The sequence below is a fragment of the Gemmiger sp. An50 genome, assembly GCF_002161595.1.
In the GTDB taxonomy this organism is placed as follows: Bacteria; Bacillota; Clostridia; order Oscillospirales; family Ruminococcaceae; genus Allofournierella.
Genome location: NZ_NFID01000012.1, coordinates 91,958 through 113,519 on the forward strand (window position 1 = coordinate 91,958; position 21,562 = coordinate 113,519).

General features: G+C 64.4%; 16 protein-coding genes and 1 pseudogene. 4 read left to right on the forward strand and 13 right to left on the reverse strand.

Features of this window, described 5'->3' with window-relative positions:
* Positions 1-54: 54 nt before the first annotated feature.
* The 5 genes from B5G03_RS11430 to B5G03_RS11450 all read right to left on the reverse strand — a co-directional run bounded on the left by B5G03_RS11430 (position 55) and on the right by B5G03_RS11450 (position 6,929).
* On the reverse strand, positions 55-537 hold the full coding sequence (locus B5G03_RS11430; protein WP_087181832.1) for a phosphate-starvation-inducible PsiE family protein: 483 nt from the start codon (positions 535-537) through the stop codon (positions 55-57).
* Between the two features lie 30 nt (positions 538-567).
* Positions 568-1,563 carry a 3'-5' exonuclease gene (locus tag B5G03_RS11435; protein WP_087181833.1) on the reverse strand — a complete coding sequence of 332 codons (996 nt, stop codon included), beginning with the start codon at positions 1,561-1,563 and terminating at the stop codon, positions 568-570.
* Between the two features lie 32 nt (positions 1,564-1,595).
* Positions 1,596-2,924: a 2-hydroxyacyl-CoA dehydratase gene (locus tag B5G03_RS11440; protein WP_087181834.1), complete on the reverse strand. Its 1,329-nt coding sequence runs from the start codon at positions 2,922-2,924 to the stop codon at positions 1,596-1,598.
* 4 nt (positions 2,925-2,928) lie between these two features.
* A complete protein-coding gene (locus B5G03_RS11445) occupies positions 2,929-5,847 on the reverse strand; it encodes an acyl-CoA dehydratase activase (protein WP_087181835.1) in 2,919 nt (972 codons plus the stop codon).
* Between the two features lie 164 nt (positions 5,848-6,011).
* Positions 6,012-6,929, reverse strand: a complete 918-nt coding sequence (locus B5G03_RS11450) for a YitT family protein (protein WP_343286900.1) — start codon at positions 6,927-6,929, stop codon at positions 6,012-6,014.
* Positions 6,930-7,392: 463 nt separating this feature from the next.
* On the opposite strand from B5G03_RS11450, the gene B5G03_RS11455 reads away from it, so the two are divergent.
* From B5G03_RS11455 to B5G03_RS11470, 4 genes are all read left to right on the forward strand, one after another.
* Entirely contained in the window at positions 7,393-9,267 is a 1,875-nt protein-coding gene (locus tag B5G03_RS11455; RefSeq protein ID WP_162613398.1) for a sensor domain-containing diguanylate cyclase, read from the forward strand.
* 16 nt (positions 9,268-9,283) lie between these two features.
* On the forward strand, positions 9,284-11,200 hold the full coding sequence (locus tag B5G03_RS11460) for an EAL domain-containing protein (RefSeq protein WP_087181838.1): 1,917 nt from the start codon (positions 9,284-9,286) through the stop codon (positions 11,198-11,200).
* A 129-nt stretch (positions 11,201-11,329) separates the two neighbouring features.
* A complete protein-coding gene (locus B5G03_RS11465) occupies positions 11,330-12,997 on the forward strand; it encodes a glutamine--tRNA ligase/YqeY domain fusion protein (protein WP_087181839.1) in 1,668 nt (555 codons plus the stop codon).
* Positions 12,998-13,220: 223 nt separating this feature from the next.
* The gene (locus B5G03_RS11470) at positions 13,221-14,915 is read left to right on the forward strand and encodes a M20/M25/M40 family metallo-hydrolase (RefSeq protein WP_242962426.1); all 1,695 of its coding nucleotides are present in this window, start codon (positions 13,221-13,223) and stop codon (positions 14,913-14,915) included.
* A gap of 55 nt (positions 14,916-14,970) precedes the next feature.
* Here the strand turns inward: B5G03_RS11470 and B5G03_RS11475 are convergent, their stop codons facing one another.
* The 8 genes and pseudogenes from B5G03_RS11475 to B5G03_RS17440 all read right to left on the reverse strand — a co-directional run.
* Entirely contained in the window at positions 14,971-15,603 is a 633-nt protein-coding gene (locus tag B5G03_RS11475; protein ID WP_087181840.1) for a helix-turn-helix domain-containing protein, read from the reverse strand.
* 177 nt (positions 15,604-15,780) lie between these two features.
* Positions 15,781-16,902, reverse strand: a complete 1,122-nt coding sequence (locus tag B5G03_RS11480; RefSeq protein WP_087181841.1) for an SLC13 family permease — start codon at positions 16,900-16,902, stop codon at positions 15,781-15,783.
* Positions 16,899-17,429, reverse strand: a complete 531-nt coding sequence (locus B5G03_RS11485; protein WP_275539304.1) for a DUF5662 family protein — start codon at positions 17,427-17,429, stop codon at positions 16,899-16,901. Before B5G03_RS11485 ends, B5G03_RS11480 begins: the two co-directional genes overlap by 4 nt.
* Before the next feature lie 84 nt (positions 17,430-17,513).
* Positions 17,514-18,875: an alanine/glycine:cation symporter family protein gene (locus B5G03_RS11490; protein ID WP_087181842.1), complete on the reverse strand. Its 1,362-nt coding sequence runs from the start codon at positions 18,873-18,875 to the stop codon at positions 17,514-17,516.
* A 116-nt stretch (positions 18,876-18,991) separates the two neighbouring features.
* The gene (locus B5G03_RS11495) at positions 18,992-19,285 is read right to left on the reverse strand and encodes a phage holin (RefSeq protein WP_087181843.1); all 294 of its coding nucleotides are present in this window, start codon (positions 19,283-19,285) and stop codon (positions 18,992-18,994) included.
* A complete protein-coding gene (locus B5G03_RS11500; RefSeq protein ID WP_087181844.1) occupies positions 19,282-19,545 on the reverse strand; it encodes a hypothetical protein in 264 nt (87 codons plus the stop codon). Before B5G03_RS11500 ends, B5G03_RS11495 begins: the two co-directional genes overlap by 4 nt.
* 11 nt (positions 19,546-19,556) lie before the next feature.
* Positions 19,557-20,570, reverse strand: a complete 1,014-nt coding sequence (locus tag B5G03_RS11505) for a GH25 family lysozyme (RefSeq protein ID WP_087181845.1) — start codon at positions 20,568-20,570, stop codon at positions 19,557-19,559.
* Between the two features lie 27 nt (positions 20,571-20,597).
* Positions 20,598-21,562 (reverse strand): annotated as a pseudogene (locus tag B5G03_RS17440) (hypothetical protein); the annotation flags it as partial.

A 21,562-nucleotide genomic window follows, 5' to 3' on the forward strand; every position in this document is an offset into this window, starting at 1 on the left:
CGTGCCGGGCGCTTTATTATTGTATGGATTGCGAAAAGGGATCAGGCCGCACGCTCATTCCTCTTTCTCCGCATCCGCGTCCCGCAGTGCCTGTTCCCGTGCAGCCATCAGGCTGGAGGTGCCGAAGGCATCTTCACCGGGCATGTGGGCTCCGAAGGCGGGCACGAACAGGTACTTGCGGATCACGAAGATCAACAGGATGGCCAGGATGCTCACCAGGTTTTCCAGCGGGGAGGTATGCTCCACCACCATCTGGCGGGCAATGGCGAAGAGCAGCACTTCAATGGCGCTGCCGGGGCTGTGCTTGGCCAGCATCTTTACAAACTCGATGCCGATGACCACGTTGAAGGCGCTGCGCAGAAAGCTGGTGAAGGCCGCATCCACATCCGGGGCGAGCACCAGGTCCTGCAGCTCCAGCAGCACCCTTACGCCCGCCAGCAGAATGGCCAGCAGCACCACCAGTGCAACCACCGTTTCGATGATGCTTGCCATTCTCGCCACCCACTGGCGGCAGAAAATCAACCGATTGCGTTTCATTGCCGGGGTCCCTCCTCAATTCTTCAATTTTCAGCGGCCCGCGTTGCGGACCCGTTCCAGCGCTTCGGCGGCTTCCTTTTCCCGCTTGCGGCGGGCCCGCTCCAGCGCGGCTTTCTTTTCCTTGGCCCACTTGGCCTGGGCCTCCTTGCCCGCGGGCTCGGTGGCCCGGGCGAAGGTGAAGTGCAGCCCGTCCAGCCGCATCCGGCGCAGCCAGATCATGGCCGGGCCGTGCTGGGCGCACTCACCCATGCTGTACAGGCAGTTGTTGCCCTTGCGCAGCCAGACGTCGTCCTTGTCCAGCGCCAGCGGCGCGCCGCATTCCGGGCACACCGCGCCCCGCAGCTCGCTGCTGGTGGACCAGGCCTCGCCGTCCACATGGCCGGGCCAGAGCTGGAAGTCCCGCCGGTCCTTGCCTTCCGGGCAGAGCAGCTCGTTCAGCTGCTGCGCTTCGTCGGGGTATTCCGCAAGCCCCCGGCTAAGGTCCAGAAAGCCGCAGACCGCGGCGGTGTACTCCGCGTCGCTCAAGGCGTCGTGGAAGGCGTCGTTTTTGGGGATGCCCAGCCGCTCCACCACCGCTTCCAGGGTCATGCCCTCGCCCTCCTGCCGGGGGCGCTGGCTGGTGAAGACCCGCTGCAGATCGTACCACTTGCGGGGCCAGGTCTCGTCCAGGCCGCAGAGCACCAGGTTCTGCTTGAGCACGGGCACGTCGTCCTGCCCCCACTCGCCCAGGGCGGTGTCCGGCCCGCACCACTCGGCAAAGCGGCGCAGGCCCTCCTTGATGGGCACGCCCGCGTCCAGCTGGGCCTGGGTCAGGCCGGTGACCTTGGCCACATGGTGATGCAGCCGGGGGAAGATGCGGGGCTTCATGGTCAGGGAAAAGCGGTCCACCGGCTGGCCGTCCCGCAGCTTCACCGCGCCGATCTGGATGATCTCGCCCCGCAGGGTCTGCTCGACGCCCTGATACTGGAAGGTCTTGGGCTGGTAGCCCATGTTCCATTCCATGTCAAAAATCACAAAGTCGCTCATCTGCGGCTTCCTTTCTCGCTGTATTCCGGCGCTCAGCGAACGCCGGGAATGCTTTCAATCTTGGATTCCAGGCCGGCCACCGGCTCCTGCACCGGGGCGGGCTGGGCGGCGGCGCTCTCCTCCAGCCGCTCCTTGCCCACGCTGATCATCAGCTTGATGCGGTTCTCCTGGTTCACCGGGGTGGCGCTGGGGTCGTAGTCGATGGGGGTGATGTTGGCATTGGGATAAATGGCCCGGATGCGGCTGATCATGCCCTTGCCGCAGATGTGGTTGGGCAGGCAGCCGAAGGGCTGGGCGCAGACGATGTTCTCGTAGCCGCTGGTGACCAGCTCCACCATCTCGGCGGTGAGCAGCCAGCCCTCGCCCATCTTGTTGCCGCGGCTGATGATGCCGTTTGCCATCTCCCGCAGCTCCAGAAAGCGCGCCGGGGCGTGGAAGCCCGCCTCACGCATGGCCTTGCCCATGGCCCGCTCAAAGCCGTCCAGGTATTTCAGCAGCGCTTCGCTGCCCCATACCTCGGCCAGGCTGCCGCCGTAAAAGCGCACGGTGTCGCCCATGTTGCTGATGCAGTAATCCACAAAGCCCAACAGGCCCGGCAGGTTCACCTCGCAGTCCTGGCTGGCCAGGAACTCCTCCAGGTTATTGTTGCCCAGGGGGGAGTATTTCACGTAGATCTCGCCCACGACGCCCACCTTCACCTTGGGGGTGCGCACCACCGGAATGGCGGCGAAGTCTTTGGCGATCTTGGGGAAGGTGGCCTTCATCTCGCCGCCGGAAAAGCCCTTGTTCTGGAGAAACCAGCCGCAGATGGTATCCACCCATTTTTCGGCCAGCGCCTTGGCCTGGCCCTTGGTGACCTCGTAGGGGGAGGTCTGGTTGCGCAGAGCCATGATCAGATCGCCGTAGAAAATCGCGGCGATGGCCTTGCGGCCGATGGACAGATTCATCTGGAAGCCGGAGTCCTTTTCCAGGCCCGAGAAGTTCAGGCTGGCCACGGGAATGTGGCCGTAGCCCGCCCGCTGCAGCGCCTTGCGCAGCAGGTGGATGTAGTTGGAGGCACGGCAGCCGCCGCCGGTCTGGGTGATGAGCAGAGCGGTGTGGTCCAGGTCATATTTGCCGCTCTGCAGCGCGTCCAGAAACTGGCCGATGACCAGCAGAGCCGGGTAGCAGGTGTCGTTGTGCACGTACTTCAGGCCCAGCTGCGCCACCTGGCTGCCGCAGTTGCCCAGAACCTCCACGTGATAGCCCTCGTATTCCAGCGCCGCCGCCAGCATGGAAAAGTGCAGGGGCAGCATGTTGGGGATCAGGATGGTGTGGGTCTTTTTCATCTCCTGAGTAAAACGGGGATAATTGGGTTCCATTGGGTCATTCCCCCTTTCGTTCTTTTTCGTCCAGCGCGGCCAGCAGGCTGCGGATGCGAATGTTCACCGCGCCCAGGTTGGTGATCTCGTCGATCTTCAACTGGGTGTACAGCTTACCGCCCTCGTGCAGGATCTCGCGGGTCTCGTCGGTGGTGATGGCGTCCACGCCGCAGCCGAAGCTTACCAGCTGCACCAGGTCCATATCCTTCTGGGTGGTGCAGTATTTGGCGGCGGCGTACAGGCGGGAGTGGTAGGTCCACTGGTTCAGCACGGTGGTGGGGAATTTCTCCTCATGCCAGGCCACGCTGTCCTCGGTGACCACCGCCGCGCCGTGGCGGCACAGCAGCGCGTCGATGCCGTGGTTGACCTCTGGGTCCACATGGTAGGGACGGCCCGCCAGCACCATGATGCGCTTGCCCTCGGCCCGGGCGGCGGCGATGATCTCGGCCCCCTTGTCCCGCAGGCGCTGCATGTGGGCGTTGTATTCCGCGTAGCCCATGTCGGCCGCGCGCTCCACCTCGGCCCGCTTGATGCCGGTGAAGTACCGGTTCAGGATCTCGAACATCTTCTTCTTGAAGTCCTTCGGGCGGTGCAGGCCCACAAACTCGTTGATGAAGGTGACGTTTGCCAGCTCGGGGCAGTTCACCGCCAGCACCTCCGGGTAATAGGCCACCACCGGGCAGTTGTAGTGGTTGTCGCCCAGATGTTCGTCGATGTTGTAGCTCATGCAGGGGTAGAAGATGGTCTTCACGCCCATGTCTGCCAGTGCGCGGATGTGGCCGTGGGCCAGCTTGGCCGGGAAGCAGACGGTGTCGCTGGGGATGCTGGCCTGGCCCTTGATGTACATGGCGCGGGTGGATACCGGGCTGGTGACCACCGCGAAGCCCAGACTGGTGAAGAAGGCATGCCAGAAGGGCAGCAGCTCATACATGTTCAGGCACAGCGGGATGCCGATGGTGCCCCGCACCGACGGGCCGGGCTTGTAGCTCGCCAGCATCTTCTGCTTGTAGGCATACAGGTTCAGGTCGTTCTCGGCGGTCTTGCCGGTGACCGGCTTCTCGCAGCGGTTGCCGCTGATGAGCTTGCGGCCGCCCGCGAAGGTGCTCACGGTGAGCTGGCAGTGGTTGGTGCAGCCGTTGCACTGCACGTTCTGGGTCTTCTGGGTGAACTCCAGCAGCTCCTGGCGGGTGAGCAGGCTGCTCTTGTGGCCCTTTTCCACCAGGGAACGGCCGTGCAGCGCCGCGCCGAAGGCGCCCATCAGACCGGCGATGTCCGGCCGGACCACCTCCACGCCCATCTCCTTTTCAAAGGCGCGCAGAACAGCCTCGTTGTAGAAGGTACCGCCCTGTACCACGATGCGGCGGCCCAGCTCCTCGGGGCTGGCGGCGCGGATAACCTTGTAGATGGCGTTCTTGACCACGCTGATGGACAGGCCCGCCGAGATGTTCTGGATGGACGCGCCGTCCTTCTGGGCCTGCTTGACGCTGGAGTTCATGAACACAGTGCAGCGGCTGCCCAGGTCCACGGGCTTATCCGCAAACAGGCCCAGGGCCGCGAACTCCTTCACGTCGTAGCCCAGCGCCTGGGCGAAGGTCTGCAAAAAGCTGCCGCAGCCGCTGGAGCAGGCCTCGTTCAGGAAGATGTCGCTGATGGCGCCGTCCTCGATCTTGAAGCACTTCATGTCCTGGCCGCCGATGTCGATGATGAAATCCACATCCGGCAAAAAGTGCCGGGCGGCGGTGAAGTGGGCCACCGTTTCCACCACGCCGAAGTCACCCCGGAAGGCATGCTTGACCAGCTCCTCGCCGTAGCCGGTGCTGGTGACGCTGGCCACCTCCAGGTTGGGGTGGTTCTGGTACAGCTTGAGCAGCACTTCACGGATGAGGGGCAGCGGATTGCCCAGGTTGGGCTGGTAGTCGGTGAACAACAGGTTTGCGTTGTCGTCGATGACGGCCACCTTCACGGTGGTGGAGCCGGAGTCCACGCCGATGTGCACCGGGCCCACCTCGGCCCCGAAGGGCACGCAGGGCACGCTGGCGCGCATGTGGCGGGCGTGGAAGTCCTCGTATTCCTGCTTGTTCGCAAACAGGGGCGGCTGGCTGGTGTAGTCCCCCACCTGCTGGATGCCGCCGATGGCCTGTGCCACCTGGGCCAGGTCCATCTCCTTGTCCGCGTAGAAGGCCGCGCCCATGGCCACAAAGTGCAGGCTGTGGTCCGGGCACAGGCCGGTGAGCTCCAGCGTCTGGTCAAAGCTCTTGCGCAGCTCGCTGTTGAAGGTGAGCGGGCCGCCCAGATACAGCACGTTGCCCTGGATGGGACGGCCCTGAGCAAGACCCGCGATGGTCTGGTTCACCACCGCCTGATAGATGCTGGCGGCGATGTCGCCCGCAGCGGCGCCCTGGTTGATCAGGGGCTGGATGTCGCTTTTTGCGAACACGCCGCACCGGCTGGCGATGGTGTAGGTCTTTTTGGCCCGGCTGGCAGCGGTGTTCAGCTCCTCCGGGCTCATCTTCAAAAGGGTGGCCATCTGGTCGATGAAGGCGCCGGTGCCGCCTGCGCAGCTGCCGTTCATGCGCACCTCGGTGCCGCCGGAGAGGAAGAGGATCTTGGCGTCCTCGCCGCCCAGCTCGATGACCACGTCCGCCTGGGGAGCCAGCCGCTTCGCGGCCACCCGGGTGGCGAACACCTCCTGCACGAAGGGCACGCCGCAGCCGTCCGCCAGGCCCATGCCCGCGGAGCCGGAAATGGCCAGATATGCCTTGCCGCCGGGCACCTTCTCCCTGGCCAGACGGGCCAGCAGCTCCCCGGCCTTTGCGGTGATGTGGCTGCCGTGACGTTCGTATGTATCGTAGATGACCTGATCGTGCTCATCCAGCACGACGCACTTGATGGTGGTGGAACCGATGTCCAAGCCTACCCGCATGTATCAAACACTCCTTCTTGCTGTACGGGAGCCCCGCCCCCGCGAAAAAACGATGCGGACCGCCCAGGGCTGCAAAACGCCCCGGCGGCATGGGAGCGGCGCGGTGCGCTCCATCGTATATCATACCGCGCAATTTTGAACGAATTGTTGCGCCAAGGTCCCGTTTACAGCGCCCGGAAGCCCTTGCCCACGATCTCGGAGGAATTCACGATGGTCAAAAAGGCCTTGGGGTCCACCCGGCGCAGGTGGTTGCGCAGCAGTACCGCCTGACGGCGGGTGAGCACGGTGGTGAACACCTGCTCGGCCTGGCCGGTGTAAGCGCCCTCGGCGGTGTAGACCGTGGCGCTGCGGTGCAGCTTTTCCAGAATGAAGCTTTTCATATCCTCCGGATGGCTGCTGATCACCGTGACCACCTTGCGCTGGTTCAGGCTCTCGATGAAGCTGTCCACCATGAAGGCCTTGGCAAAGGTGCCCAGCACACAGTAAAGACCGGTGGCCACGCCGTAAAGCCCGCCCGCCCAGGCCGCGATGGCCAGATCCGAGATGAGCAGCGCCCGGCCAATCTCCATGCTGGTGTACTTGGAAAGAATCATGGCCACAATGTCGGTGCCGCCGGTGGAGGCCCCCACGTTGAACACGATGGCGCTGCCCGCGGCGGGCAGGGCCACCGCGAAGCACAGCTCCAGCAGCGTATCGTTGGTAAAGGGGGCGCTCATGGGGTAGACCTTTTCCAGCAGGCTCACGAAGGCCGACAGGGCAAACGAGGAATAGATGGTCACGCCCATGGTCTTCACACCCAGAAAGATGATGCCCAGCGCCACCAGAATGCCGTTGATAATGAACAGAGCACCGCCCACGTTCATTCCCGGCCACAGGGTGGCCATGATGATGGACATACCGCTGGTGCCGCCCATGGCAAAGTGGTTGGGGGTCTTGAACAGGTGGATGCCCGCCGCGGTGAGGAACAGGCCCAGATTCAACAAAAATGCATATTTTGCAAATTCACCGGGACTGCCCATGTGCTCCAGTCGAAAGGGGATCAGCTGCCGCCCCTTACCGGCCTTATTGTGTGGTTTTTCCACGCTTATCGCTCCTTTTCACCCTTCGCTGCCTGCGCGTATACCGCGCAAAAAAATCCAATGCCCGCAAACAGGCCGCCCAAAGCCGGGCAGCGCCGCGCGGGCAGCGTTCGCTCTTGACCCGCCCCGGAGGCATTGCTGCCGCGGGCGGCGGGCCGTTATTCTTTTGCGCGCGGTCTCGCCTCGCCCCTGCGCCTCTTTACTTATTAAATATGCGCATGGACATTCGCTATTTTACATTACCACAGCGCATTGTTCCTGTCAATGTTTGCGCCTTTCTTTGGCGTTTCTGCCGTATTTTCCGCCCGCGCCGGAAAAATTCCTGCGCGAATTGTATGCATATAGCTTGCGCGCCGGGCTGCTTTTTACTATAATTTTAACCAGAAAAGCCCAAGTTTGGGTAAAACCGGCCGCAAAATCCCCGGATTTCCGCCGCTTTGCCCCACGCCAGAGGAGTGATCTTCTGATGAAACATTTGTCCGTTTTCCGCCGCTGGGCGCGCACCGCCCGGCAGCTTCGCCTTGCCCTTGTGGGCCTTACCCTGCTGTTCGTGACCCTGGTGCTCAGCACGCTGGATTTTGCCCTTCAGCTCAACCGCTACACCATCGCCTCCAGCCAGCACGCGCTTCAAAATACCGCCCGCTCCTGCATCTCCATGCTGGACAGCTATCTGGAGCGGCAGATGAGCTATGTGCAGCGGGCGGCCACCGCCATTGCCAGCCTGCCCGAGGGCAGCGGCGAGGAGGAGGTGCGCCAGCTGCTGGACGAGTATTTCCAGCGCAGCGACTTCGCCCAGATCTTGGCCGTCTCGCTGGATAAGCAGGCCATCTCCTCCCAGGGCATCTCGCTGGACCTTTCCAGCGTAGAAGCGCTGGACAACGCCTTCGCCGGTCAGAGCGGCTATTCCGGCGTATACACCAGCTTCACCTACCATGACGACCGGTTTTATGTGTATGTGCCGGTGCGGGTGAGCCCCGAGCAGCTGGTGACCGGCGCGGTGCTGGGCGTGCTGAAGGTGGACCAGCTGGAACAGGTACTCACCCTGTACGGCCTGTCAGACGAGAGCCGGGTGGCGGTGTTCCAGCCGGACGGTATGCTGGTCTATGCTTCCAGCAGCCTGAAAGCTCAGCTGCAGGACGGAGCCGGCTTCTGGGCCACCGAGCCCGGCCAGATCCTGGGCGAGCTGCCCGAAAGCGAGGAGGGCCGTTTCGACACCGCGGGCAGCGGCGACGATGCGGTGGCCTGGCTGTGCACCCCCACCGGCATCCGGGACTGGTACCTGTATCAGGACGTGCCCCAGAACACGCTGCTGGCAACCAACGCCCAGGAGACCAGGCTCGTGATGCTCATGGCGCTGAAGATGCTGGCCGCCTCGGTAGTGATGCTGGTGCTGCTGGCGGTCTACCACCGGCAGCGAGAGGGTCAGGTGCAGCGGGCCGAGGATTCGCTGCGCACCAGCAATCAGCTGCTGGCCATGGCGCTGCAGCACACCGCCATCACCCTGTTTGTTTACGATCTGTCCGCCCATACCATGACCTCCTGTGCCGAGCCCCGGCCCGGCGAGAAGGCCCCCAAGCCCACCGAACCCGCCCTGCTGGTGCAGAACGGCACGGTGGCGCCCCAGCATTCCACCGGCTTTCTGGCGCTGTTCCATGAGATCCGCAAGACCCAGGAGGCAGTGCAGGGCGATTTCATGGTGCGCTGGCCGGGCCAGAGCGAATACCGCTGGACCCGGGTGACCCTGACCGCCGTGCGCACTCCGGGCCAGACGCCCAGCCACGCCATCGTGACCTTTGAGGACATCACCGAAGAGCGCCGCCGGGAGGACGAGCTGCGCCAGCGGGCCAACCGGGACCCGCTGACCGACCTGTACAACCGGCGCGGGCTGCGGGTGCGGGTGAACGAGCTGCTGAACCAGCCCGCCCCGCCCAAACAGGCAGCCCTTCTGATGATGGACCTGGACCACTTCAAGGAAGTGAACGACATTCTGGGCCATCCCATCGGCGACGTGCTGCTGCGCCAGGTGGCCCGGCTGCTGGAGGAGCTGGCCCCTGCTCCCGGCATGGCGGTGCGGCTGGGCGGCGACGAGTTCATTGTGCTGCTGCCTGACGCGGACTGGGCCCAGGCCGAGGGCCTGGCCGGGCGCATCTGCGACCAGCTGCCCGGCCTTGCCAGCAAGCTGGAGCTGGGCGTGCCGGTGGGCGTGAGCGTGGGTGTGCATCTGTTCGACCCCGCCGCCGAATCGCTGAACCAAGCCTATCAGAAGACGGACGTGGCGCTCTATACCGCCAAGCGCAACCGTGGCTGCTGGGTGTCCACCCGCAGCCTGCGGGAGCTTTGAGCGCGGGAGGTACGTCATGGAAACAACCATCCATTACAACATCTATTTCCAGATGGCCGGATTTGTATTTCTGGCCGCGCTGGCGCTGATCTGCCTGCTGCGGCGGGGGGCGCATACCCTCACCCGCATCTCCCTGAACCGGACCTTCGCCAGCGCTCTGGCGGCCACCGCACTGGACGTGCTGGCCACCCCGCTGCGCGCCGGAGCCTGGCCCTGGCTGCCTGCCTGGGCGGCCCACGGGCTGCTGGTGGCCTGGCTGATCAGCCAAACGCTGTTTTTCCCCTTCTTCATCCTGTGCACCCTGTTTCTGGCCAAGACCCCCGGTCCCCGGCTGCGCGGGATGATGCGGCTGCTGAGCATTTTGTTCTGCGCCGGGATCGCCGGGGCGCTGCTGAGCCCCTGGCTGGGGCTGATGTACCGCCCCTCGCCCTCCGGCGGCTTTGACAACGGTCCGCTCTACCGGCCCCTGCTGATCTGCTGGTGGCTGCTGCTGGCGCTGGGTTCCTTCTGGCTGCGCGCCGCGCGGCCGGGCCCGGGCCGCCGCTGCGCCGCCTGCATGGCCGGGCTCGTGCTGGCCACCATGCTGCTGCAGATGGCCGTGGGCGGCGTGCGGCTGTTCTGGTTCGCGGTCTCGCTGTCGCTGCTGCCCGCGGCGCTGGGCGCTCCGCTGCCCGGCAACCAGATCCACAACGCCAGCTGCTGCCCCAACTACCGGGCCCTGACGGATACTCTGTGGGACTGCTACCAGTTCCGCAAGCCCTACTGCCTGGCCTTTCTGCGCATCGCCCCCGCCAACGACGCGGGCGCGGCCCAGCCCGCCGCCTGGATGGCCCCGGCCGCGGCACGGCTGCGGGCCGCGCTGCCCCGGTGCACCGTCTTCTTTCTGAGCCAGGCGGACCGGTTCGTAGTGTTCAGCCAGGGCAGCCGGGAGGGCTTCAGCAGCCAGATGGCCGAGCTTGCCGCCGGGCTGAACGAGGGCTGGTCCCTGGAGGGCTGCACCGTCACCCTGACCCAGCCCGCCCTGCTGATGGACGGCCTGCGCTGCGCGCCGGAGCTGGAGCAGGCGTTGCTTTTGCTGGATCTTTTGGAGGAATTCGTCCCCGACGGACCGGCCCACGCCGCCCCCCAGTGGGTGAACGATCAGGCGCTGGCCCGTTTGCAGCGCACTCTGGCGGTGCGCCGTGCTCTGACCGGCGCGCTGGATCGGGGCCGCTTTGCGCTGCGCTATCTGCCGGTGCTGGACGCCCGCACCGGAAAGCCGGTGCAGCTGGAGGTACTGCCCCGCATCGACGACGAGCAGCTGGGCCTGCTTGGTCCGGATGCCTTTGTGCCCATCGCCGAGCGCTGCGGCCTGACCGAGCGGATGGGCGAAGTGATCTTCGACTCGCTGCTGGCGGCCATGGCCGCCGACCCGGAGCTGTTCAGCCGGGTGGAGCGGGTAAGCGTGAACCTGAGCCCGCTGCAGCTGGCCGCGCCGGACCTGGCGGACCGGTTCGTGCGCATGGCCCGTGAGAAGGGGGTGCCCTGCTCCCGGCTGGCCTTTGAGCTCACCGAGAGCCGGAGCCTGCACCAGATCGACGAGGTTCCCCGGCTGATCCGCCAGCTGTTCGCCGCCGGGGCCGCCATCACGGTGGACGACTTCGGCGCAGGCCATTCCAACCTGACCCGCATTCTGGACCTGCCGGAGGCGGGGGCCGTGAAGCTGGACCGCTACGTGATGCGCACCTGCCTTTCCCGGGCCCCCCGGCTGCTGGCCCATCTGATCGACTTTGTGCACGACTGCGGCAAGCTGGTGATCGCCCAGGGCGTGGAGAGCAGCCAGCAGGCTCAGCAGCTGACGGGCCTCGGCGCAGATTATCTGCAGGGATTTTACTACACCATGCCGCTGGATGAGGCCGGACTGCGCCGGTTCCTGCACCGGGACACGGTGTGAGGAGCCGTTTGCCCTTTGCTGCCCCGCTTTTTTGTTGCAAAGCGGGGCAAAATCCTGTAGAATGGGAGAATAGAGCGTTTGGGGCCCCTTTGCGGGCCCCTTCGAAATAAGAGGAGCGAAGAATCAGCTATGGAAAAGCCGAACAATTTTCTCACCGAGATCATCGACGCGGACCTGGCGGAGGGCCGTGTAAAAGAGATCCACACCCGGTTCCCGCCGGAGCCCAACGGCTACCTGCACATCGGCAGCGCCAAGGCCATCTGGATCAACTGGGGCATTGCCAACGCCTACGGCGGCAAGTTCAACCTGCGCTATGACGACACCAACCCGGTGCGCGAGGACGACGAGTATGTGAAGAGCATCGAGGAGGACCTGCGCTGGCTGGGCGCCGTGCCCAACGGCGGCATCTACTACGGCAGCGACTACTTTGAAAAGTGCTACGAGTATGCCGAGCAGCTGATCAAGGAGGGCAAGGCCTACGTGTGCGATCTGACCCGCGAGCAGATGCAGGAATACCGCGGCACCCTGACCGAGCCCGGCAAGCCCAGCCCCTGGCGGGACCGCAGCGTGGAGGAGAACCTGGACCTGTTCCGCCGCATGCGCGCCGGTGAATTCGCCGACGGCAGCCGCACCCTGCGCGCCAAGATCGACATGGCCAGCCCCAACATGAACCTGCGCGACCCGGCCATCTACCGCATCGTGCGCGCTCACCATCACCGCCAGGGCGATGCCTGGTGCATCTACCCCCTGTACGATTTCGCCCATCCCATCCAGGACGCCATCGAGGGCATCACCCACAGCATGTGCAGCCTGGAGTTCGAGAACCACCGTCCCCTGTACGAGTGGGTCATCAACAACCTGCACCTGGGTCCCTTCCCCATCCAGCGCGAGTTCGCCCGCCTGAATGTGTCCAACACCGTGATGAGCAAGCGCTACCTGCGCGAGCTGGTGGAAAAGGAGATCGTGGACGGCTGGGACGACCCCCGCATGCCCACCCTGTGCGGCCTGCGCCGCCGGGGCTACACCCCCTCCAGCATCTTTGAGTTCGTGAAGAAGGCCGGTGTCTCCAAGGTATACAGCCTGGTGGACTACCGCCTGCTGGAGTACTGCATCCGCACCGAGCTGGAGACCACCGCTCTGCGCCGGATGGCCGTGACCGAGCCCATCAAGCTCACCATCACCAACTACCCCGAGGGCAAGGTGGAATACTTCGATATTCCCAACAACCCCAACAAGGCCGCGAACGACTCTTCCACCCGCAAGGTGGCCTTCTCCGGCAGCCTGTACATCGAGAAGAGCGACTTCGCCGAGGTACCCCCGCCGAAGTTCCAGCGCCTGAAGCCGGACGGCGAGGTTCGCCTGATGGGCGCCTACATCGTGAAGTGCAACGAGGTCATCAAGGACGAGAACGGCGAGGTGATCGAGCTGCGCTGCACCGCCGACCTGGAGACCGGCAACGGCAACCCGGTGGACGGGCGCAAGGTGAAGGGCACCATCCATTGGGTGAGCGCCGACCATGCGGTGGACGCTGAGGTTCGCCTGTACGACAAGCTGTTCACCCAGGAGAACATGGGCGAGCTGCCCGAGGGCAGCGACTACAAGGACTTCCTGAACCCGGATTCCGTGAAGGTTCTGAAGGGCGCCAAGCTGGAGGCCAGCCTGGCCGACGCCAAGCCCGGCGAGAAGTTCCAGTTCGTGCGCATGGGCTACTTCACCCCGGATTCCAAGAATCCCGGCGTGTTCGGCCGCATCGTAACCCTGAAGGACAGCTTCAGCAAGACCCTGGAGCAGAAGTGAGCCCGGCCCCTGCCGCTCACCCCATAATCAAAAGAAAAGGCGGCCGCCGCATCCCTTTTTGGAGGGAATGCGCCGGCCGCTTTTTTCTTTGCCTCCTTTCCTTGCCAGAAGGTTTTGGTCTATGGTATACTAAAATGTGACGAGCAGATGCCCGCCAGCTGAATACAGATATTTTCGCGCCGCTGTGCGCGTTTTTCCATACACCCATTAAGGAGGCCTTTTTATGATTGTTTTGTGGATCTTGCTTATTCTCGTTCTTGTCCTTTTGATTCTGCTGGGCGTTGCGGCCGCCCGCGCGCTTCAGATGAAGCCCACCTCCGCCGCTTCGGCCCAGTTCCCGGATTCCGACCTGGAGCGGGCCCAGCGGTATGCCGAGACCCTTTCCACGCTGGTGCAGTGCGAGACTGTGTCGGAAAAGGACCAGGCCAGCCGCCGCAAGTTCCAGGCCTTCCACAAGCTGCTGCGGGAGCAGTTCCCTCTGGTGCACAAGGCAGCCACCCGCACCGTGCTCAACGGCAGCCTGGTCTATAAGATCCCCGGTCTGGACGGCGGCGCAGGCGCGCCCATCCTGATCATGAGCCACCACGACGTGGTGCCCGCTCAGGGCGAGTGGAAATACCCGCCCTTCTCCGGCGAGATCGCCGAGGGCTCTGTGTGGGGCCGCGGCACCGTGGCCACCAAGGGCAGCCTGTTCTGCTTCATGCAGGCGGTGGAGGAGCTGCTGGCCGAGGGCTGGAAGCCCGAGTGCGACGTGTATCTGGCCTCCAGCTGCACCGAGGAATGGGGCGGCGACGGCGCGCCCGCCATTGCTGCCTGGCTCAAGGAGCAGGGGGTCCATCTGGGCCTGTTGCTGGACGAGGGCGGCATGATCATGGATTCCCCCATGGCCGGAGTCAAGGGTCGCTACGCCATGGTGGGCGTGGTGGAAAAGGGCTACGCAGACGTGAAGTTCACCGCCAATTCCGCCGGCGGCCATGCCAGCGCCCCCGGCCCCAACACCGCTCTGGTACAGCTGGCCAAGTTCATCTGCAAGACCGACCGCCACAGCCCCTTCCAGGCCCGCTTCTCCCCCACCCTGCGGGAGATGTTCCAGCGCCTGGCCCCCAACATGAGCTTCGGCATGCGGATGCTGCTGGGCAACCTGTGGCTGTTTGAGCCGCTGCTCTGCTTCCTGCTGCCCCGTGTGAACCCGCTGGCGGGCGCGATGATGCGCACCACCTGCGCCTTCACCATGGCCGAGGGTTCCCCCGCCTACAACGTGCTGCCCCAGCAGGCCTGGGTCACCGCCAACATGCGCTGCATGCCTCACCAGGGCACCGACGAGAGCATCGAGATCATCCGTGCCGCCGCCCAAAAGTGCGGGCTGGACACCGAGGTACTGAAAGCCGACCCGGCCTGCGCCGAGGTGGACTTTAACGGCGATGCCTTCCGGCTGCTGGAGGAGACCATGGGCAAGATCTACCCCGGCTACGGGGTGGCCCCCTACATCATGACCGGCGGCACCGACGCGAGGTTCTATATGTACGAGGGCGTGGTGGAAAATGCCCTGCGCTTTGCCCCGCTGGAGATCAACAAACAGCAGTACGCCAGCATCCACGCGGCCAACGAGAACCTGTCCATTCTGGCGCTGCCCCCGGCTGTGGACTTCTACCAGGAGCTGCTGCGCAGCTACTGTGCCCGCAACGGCAAGCCGGAACTGGCCCCCGAAAAGCCCGCCCGCAAGGCTCCGGCCCGCAAGAAGGCAGCCCCCAAGGCCAAGGCCGAAGTGGAGGCCCCTGTGACCGAGACCGCTGAGCCCGCCCCGGCAACCGCCACCAAGGCAGAGCCGGAGAAAGCCGCCGAGCCTGCTCCGGAAGCGGACCAGACCCCGGAAGCCCCCGCTGAATCCACCGAAGCGGACGAGCCCCGGGAAGAATAACCCAAACGCAAACGAGCACCTGCATGCAAAACGCAGGTGCTCGTTTTTTTGTTGTTTACTTCTGCTTGTCCTTCGCGCCGCGCAGCAGCCGCCATTCCAGCGTGCCGCAGCCGCCCAGGTAGATCACCCAGAACAGGACGTACCCCACCAGCGGATACACCGGGATTGGATAGGGCGCGGTGCCAAAGCCGCCCGCCAGGATGTTGTACACCATGGACAGGGGGATGAAGGGCAGCAGCCACAGGTTCACCGCCCAGAAGCGCCGCTTTGCCCGGGGACGGCTGGCAGGCTCGCCCACCGTCATGCCGATGGCATAGATCACGCAGCCCATCACCATGAGCAGCAGGCCGATGGCCGTGGCGATGGCGGTCTGCTTTTCGTACCAGAGCATCGCCGCCGCCAGAAGGCCCGCCACGGTGCTGCCGGTGCCCACCACCGAAAAGAGCGACGCGTCCGGTCCCTGCTCCCGCGCTGCCGGGTGCTGCCCCGTCAGCAGATAATCGGTGGTGGTGTCCAGCTGAGCGCCCAGCGCCAGCAGCCGCTCCAGGTCCGGCGCGGTCTGGCCGCTCTCCCATTTGGACACTGCCTGCCGGGACACGCCCACCCGGTCCGCCAGCTCCTCCTGGGAAAAGCCCTTTGCCTTGCGCAGCTGCTGCACCCGCCGGCCCAGCTCCTCGTTCAGACTCATACCGTCCACTCCTTTTTGTTTTGCTGGAACCCAGTATACCCGATGGGGCGGGGGCCTGTCCACCATTCGCGGACCGAATTCCGTCAACCAGGTGTTGCATTTTGTCAACCGAGTCCGTTTCGGGCACAAAAAAGCGGCGGAGGGCAATCCCTCCGCCGCTTTGGATGTCACATGGATTTACAGAATACCGCACCCGGCCAATGCCAGCAGAACCGCCAGCAGGCCAAAGTTCAGCGCGCTGAACACCGCCAGATACCGCCCGGTGTTCGCACCGGGGGCCTTGGAATAGATTTTCAAACTGATGAGGCTGGCCAGGCTGGCGATGGGGGTGCCCAGGCCGCCCAGGTCCACACCCATCAGAAGGCCCGCGCCGTTCTCGGTAAAACCGGAGAGCAGCACCGCCGCCGGTACGTTGCTGATGATCTGGCTGGCCGCCGCGCCCACCAGCATCTCCCGGCCCTGCATCACGCTGGCCAGAAAATTCTGCAGCGCCGGAATGCGGGCCAGATTGCCCGCGAAGACAAAAAAGCACACGAAGGTGACCAGCAAAGCGAAATCCGCCCCCAGCACCAGCTTTTTGTCGAACACCGCCAGCGCCACGATCACCACCGCCAGCAGCGCGGGCCAGGGCAGCAGATGGAACACCGAGGCCAGACACACGCAGAACAGCACGCCGCACAAAATCAGCTGGGCGCGCTGGCGGGCCGTCATGGGCCCCTCGTCATTCTGGGCGGTCAGGGTGACCCGCCGGGCGGGGGTGAAGAGACACAGCACCGCCAGCACCACAAAGCTCGCCAGGGTGGCGGGCACGGTGAGGGCAAAGAACTCGCCCGCGGAAAAGCCGTAGCGGCTGTAGAGATACAGGTTCTGGGGGTTGCCCACCGGGGTGAGCATGCTGCCCAGATTGGCCGCCACCGTCTGCAGGCTCACCACCCAGGGCAGCAGCCCGCCCTGGCCGCTGGCGGCCAGCACCAGCACCGCGAAGGGCACGAAGGTGATGAGGGCCACGTCGTTGGTGACCAGCATCGAAGAGAAAAAGCAGAGCATCACCAGCACCAGGCACAGTCCCTTGCCGCTGCCGCTGCGTTTGACCAGCGCCGCCGCCATCCGCCGGAAGGCCCCGGCCTGCTCCATACCCGCTACTACCGCCATCAGGCAGTAGAGCAGGGCCAGCACCCGGCCGTCCACATAGCCCAGATATTTTGCGTCCGGCGGGACCACCAGGCAGGAGGCCAGCGCCAGCACCGCCGAGATGGCCAGCACCGGTTCGCTTTTCAGCCATTGCACCGCGCGTTTCACCGGCCCAGCACCTCCTTTTTCAGCACCCGGAAGGCCTCGTCCTCGCCCTTGTCCCGCAAAGTGAGGAGCATGTATTCCAAAAGTTTTCGCGTCTCCGGATGAAGCACATAGTGGTCCCGGCCCCGGTCGTAATATTCCCAGGGGGAGGCGTCGGTGTAGTCCTTGCCCTTATACACCTTGCTGGCGGCCACCCGGTCGCAGAACATTTCGGCCACGAACTGCAAAGGCATTTTATTGCCGATCAGCTTGCCGCTGCCCGCCGGGTCGTAGTCGATCCAGTATTCCAGATGGTGCCGGTTGCGCCCTTTATGGTGCAGCCAGGCGGTGCTGCAGCCCTCGGCCTGGCGCTGGGCGTCGTTGGGGCTGCGGTTGCCCTGGTAGTATTTCACGCCCGGCCAGAATTCACTGGGCGAATATTTGGAAAGGTCATGGGTCAGCCCCCGCCAGTAAAGCCCCAGCCGGAAGCAGTGCTTCATCACCAGCCATTTGTGGTGATTGATGGTGCAGAAATGCCCCCACAGATTCACGGTTTATCCCTCCTGAACATCAAAAAGCCGGGTTTTTGAAAACCCGGCCTTTATTATAGCATATTTATGCAGATTCGTGTGCGGTCAATCCAGAGTCTCGGCCTGCTCATCCAGCCGGTTTTCCCACAGATAGTGCCGCGTTTCCGCCACGATCACCCCGCTGAGCAGCAGCACCGACAGCAGGTTCGGGAAGGCCATCAGACCGTTCATCAGGTCCGCGAAGCTCCAGACCAGCTCCAGGTTGGCCACCGCGCCGATGAACAGCACCACCAGGAACACCAGCCGGTACACCGGAATGCCCTTCGGCCCGAACAGGTATTCCACACAGCGCTCGCCGTAGTAGCTCCAGCCCAGGATGGTGGTGAAGGCAAACACCGACAGGGCCAGCGCCAGCACGATCTGACCGGCGGGCAGGTTGGCGAAGGCCAGACGGGTCATGGCGTCATCGCTGGCGCCCTGGTACAGCTGGGGCTGCTTGACCATGCTGCTCACCACCACGATGCCGGTCATGGCACAGACGATCACGGTGTCCCAGAAGGTGCCGGTCATGGAGACCAGCGCCTGGCGCACCGGGTTTTTGGTCTGGGCAGTGGCCGCCGCAATGGGCGCAGTGCCCAGGCCCGACTCGTTGGAGAACAGGCCCCGGGCCATGCCGTAGCGGCAGGCGGCCATCATGGCGCCGCCCGCAAAGCCACCGGCGATCTGCTGGAAGCCGAAGGCGTTTTTCACGATCAGCGCCAGCGCCTCGCCCAGATAGGGGGCGTTCAGAACCAGAATGGCGATGCAGCCCAGGATGTAAAACAGGCTCATGAAGGGCACCAGCTTTTCGCACACCTTGGCGATGGACTTGACGCCGCCCAAAATCACCACGGCGGTGACAGCGGTGACCACCAGGCCGGAAATGGCGGGGGCCACCCCGAAGGTGGTGTGGATCACGTCGGTGATGGCGTGGCTCTGCACGGTGCAGCCCGCGCCGAAGGTGGCCAGTACGGTGAAGGCGGCGAAGATCACCGCCAGCCATTTCCAGCCCAGGCCCCGCTCGATGGTGTACATGGGGCCGCCCACGATGGCGCCGGTCTTGCCCCGGGTGCGGTACTTCACCGCCAGCAGGGCCTCGCCGTATTTGGTGGCGATGCCGAACACGCCGGTGAGCCAGCACCAGAGCACCGCGCCCGGGCCGCCCAGGGCGATGGCGGTGGACACGCCGATGATGTTGCCGGTGCCGATGGTGGCCGCCAGCGCGGTGGCAAGCGCACCAAACTGGCTGATCTCGCCCTGGCTGCCCTCATCCGGCGAAAGGCTCAGCCGGATGGCCTTGGGAATGTGGCGCTGCACCAGCCGCAGCCGGGCGGTCAAAAACAGATGGGTGCCGAACAGCATGACCAGCATCGGCACACCCCAGATAAAATTGCTGCACGCGCTCACAAGCGCGGTGAGGCTCTGCATGGGTGTCTCCCCCTTAAACTAACAATATTTTAGTATTATACCATATCAAAGCCAGCCGCGCAAATCCGCGAAAAAGGCCGGACCCCGGCGAAAACGGGGCCCGGCACAGCTTTGTCTTATTGCTTTTTCGCGTCAGAGTCTGCGGCGCCGTCCGGGGCAGCCTTGCCCGCGCACAGCACGTTGTCGCTGTCGCACACGCCGTCGGTGGTGGGGTCGGTGATGACGCCCAGCACCGCCAGCAGGGCGAACAGGGCGTTCACCACCGCCAGCAGACGGTTGCCCAGTTCGCCCAGATCCAGCTGGTAGCCGAACACCGCCGCCACCACCTGGATCAGCAGCAGCACCGCCGGGATCAGGCTCAGCCAGAAGGCCTTGTTTTGAATGCGTACCATCCAGTTGATCTTTTTCATCTTGTCTCTTCCTTTCGCTCCAGAATCGTGATGCGTGTTTCGTGGTCGTTGAGGGCCGCATCCTGCCCGTCGTTGTGCTTCCACAGGCGGCGGTGACTGTCGGTGTTGTCCCGCTCCTGGCGGGCCTGCCGGTCCTGCAGCCCCTCCACCAGGGTGGAAAGCTTGGTGAGGGTGCTGTTCAGCCGGATCACCGGAGCCCCCACCGACAAAAACAACCCGGCCACCACCACCAGCACCCCGACCACATTCCATTCATTCATATTCATCCCCCTCACCAGATAAACTCCGCCGAGAAGCCCAGGTTCTTGCAGAAGGCTTCAATGCTCTTCCGGTCGCCCTCGTTGGGCACCGGGCGCAGGCGCAGCTCCAGGCCCTCCTCCGGCGCGTCGGTCAGGCGGCAGCGGTCGTCCAGAATGGCCGCGTACACGGTTTCGCCCCGGTACTCGATCTGCACCATGGGGTAGCCGTCCACCAGGCCGTCCGCCAGGGCCAGCACCTTGTAAGCGCCCTCCGGCAGCTTATCGGTGCGACCATCGGCGTTCATCACCACCGCGTTGATGTCCGGCGCGGTGAAGTATTCGCAGCGGCTGGCGTCGAACACCTCCAGCTGCTTGCCGGAAATGGGCCGGAACTCCGTCTTTTCGGGGGCACAGCTCTCCCGGATGATGCGGGGCAGATCGCAGTACATCCGGTTCAGATCGCACCGGCCCGCAACGCCCGGCACCGACCCGCTGCTGGAATGCTGCCAGACGGCCGCATTGTCCACCCCGATCTTGCCGGTGTAGTTGGCGATCCACAGGCCCTCGTACTGTTCGAGGGCCTTCATATCCATATAGCTGTCGCAGAAGGACTTGTAGCTGTAGAACATGGGCAGATAGCCCGCCGCTGCCACCACCTCCATGAAGGCGTTGCAGATGGCGGTATTCTTTCCCCGGCCGTAACCGGCGTATTTGCTGCCGTGCTCGTAGTCCAGCACCAGGGGCATGGTCAGCGCCCGGCCCGCCAGCAGCTCCAGCGCCCGGGCGGCGGCGATGCGGGCATGTTCCTCGCTGTCGATGTAGCTGTACAGATACACGCCCACGTCCAGCCCGGCGGCCGCCGCGCCGCTCAGGTTGCGCTCAAAATAGGGGTCAACCACGATGCTGCCGTCCCCGTTGGCGTAGCCCAGCCGCACGAAGGCGAAGGCATAGCCCGCCGCCTTTACCCGGGGCCAGTCCACATTGCCCTGATACTTACTCACGTCGATGCCCAGAATGGGGGCCTTGGTTTCATACTTCAATGCCATTTCGTTTCTCCTTTCTCGTTGCACGGCTCAGGGCAGATACAAAATCGCCATGCCGCCGCATTTCATGTCCCGCCAGTAGATATCGCTCGCATCCGGGATGGTCAGGACCACGGTATTTCCACTGGAAAGGCTCACCTCCCCGGTTTTGGAGACCGAACCGTCGCCGAACAGCTGCACCAGGTATTTCCCGGCCTTGGCGCATTTCCAGGTGACCTGGCGTTCCCCCGAGCCGTCCTCAAAATAACCCAGCCCAGAAAGGCTGCCGGTGCCGGATTCGGCATAGCCCGACACCTTGGTCACGCGGTGGTATTCGCCGCTGCTTCCCGGCTGCAGGGCCAGCACACGGCCGTATGCCACATAGGCGGCGGGGGTGCGGGGAATCATGCTGCCCGCCACGCCGAAGATGCTCACCCCCTGGCGGATGTTGTCCGCCTTCAGATTCCCGTCGCCCTGGATGGTCTGGGCCCCGCTCAGGTACTGCCCGGCTGCGATGGTCTGGCTGGCGGTGCCGGGCTTGTAGCTGGCCGCGGCTTTGCTGGGGATGGTGCCAGTGACCTTCGCCCCCTTCACGTAGGCGGTTTTGCCGGAAAGGATCTGGGCCGCGGCGGCGGTGGCGTCGGCGGTGAAGGTGCCAGTGACGGTCTTGCCGTTCACGGTGACGGAAATGCCGGTTTTCAGGTTCTGGGGGGCCAGCTTGGCCGCTTCGGCCGCAGGCAGGCCCCCGCCGTTAAAAGTTAAGGCGTTCCCCGTTCGGTAGCACACCACCATCGCTCCGGCCTTGAAGAATCCGGCCCACAGCGCATCGCCCGCGGCGGTGGCGGCGGTGCATGCCTGGCCGTTCACCTGGATGGTATCCCCGGCCGCGAAATCCGTCGTTGCCGCAAAGCGGATGTTGTTGCCGCTGCCGGTGAGGGTGTGCACCGTGCCGCTCTTTTGATGGGTGTACAGGTTCACCCCGTTTTCGGCGGCTGCCGCCCCGATGGCCTGCGGCG

Bases quoted from the DNA above. Each gene is read 5' to 3' on its own strand.
- B5G03_RS11430 (WP_087181832.1), bottom strand. From the start codon at position 537: ATGAAACGCAATCGGTTGATTTTCTGCCGCCAGTGGGTGGCGAGAATG.
- B5G03_RS11435 (WP_087181833.1), bottom strand. From the start codon at position 1,563: ATGAGCGACTTTGTGATTTTTGACATGGAATGGAACATGGGCTACCAG.
- B5G03_RS11440 (WP_087181834.1), bottom strand. From the start codon at position 2,924: ATGGAACCCAATTATCCCCGTTTTACTCAGGAGATGAAAAAGACCCAC.
- B5G03_RS11445 (WP_087181835.1), bottom strand. From the start codon at position 5,847: ATGCGGGTAGGCTTGGACATCGGTTCCACCACCATCAAGTGCGTCGTG.
- B5G03_RS11455 (WP_162613398.1), top strand. From the start codon at position 7,393: ATGAAACATTTGTCCGTTTTCCGCCGCTGGGCGCGCACCGCCCGGCAG.
- B5G03_RS11460 (WP_087181838.1), top strand. From the start codon at position 9,284: ATGGAAACAACCATCCATTACAACATCTATTTCCAGATGGCCGGATTT.
- B5G03_RS11465 (WP_087181839.1), top strand. From the start codon at position 11,330: ATGGAAAAGCCGAACAATTTTCTCACCGAGATCATCGACGCGGACCTG.
- B5G03_RS11470 (WP_242962426.1), top strand. From the start codon at position 13,221: ATGATTGTTTTGTGGATCTTGCTTATTCTCGTTCTTGTCCTTTTGATT.
- B5G03_RS11475 (WP_087181840.1), bottom strand. From the start codon at position 15,603: ATGAGTCTGAACGAGGAGCTGGGCCGGCGGGTGCAGCAGCTGCGCAAG.
- B5G03_RS11490 (WP_087181842.1), bottom strand. From the start codon at position 18,875: ATGCAGAGCCTCACCGCGCTTGTGAGCGCGTGCAGCAATTTTATCTGG.
- B5G03_RS11495 (WP_087181843.1), bottom strand. From the start codon at position 19,285: ATGAAAAAGATCAACTGGATGGTACGCATTCAAAACAAGGCCTTCTGG.
- B5G03_RS11500 (WP_087181844.1), bottom strand. From the start codon at position 19,545: ATGAATGAATGGAATGTGGTCGGGGTGCTGGTGGTGGTGGCCGGGTTG.
- B5G03_RS11505 (WP_087181845.1), bottom strand. From the start codon at position 20,570: ATGGCATTGAAGTATGAAACCAAGGCCCCCATTCTGGGCATCGACGTG.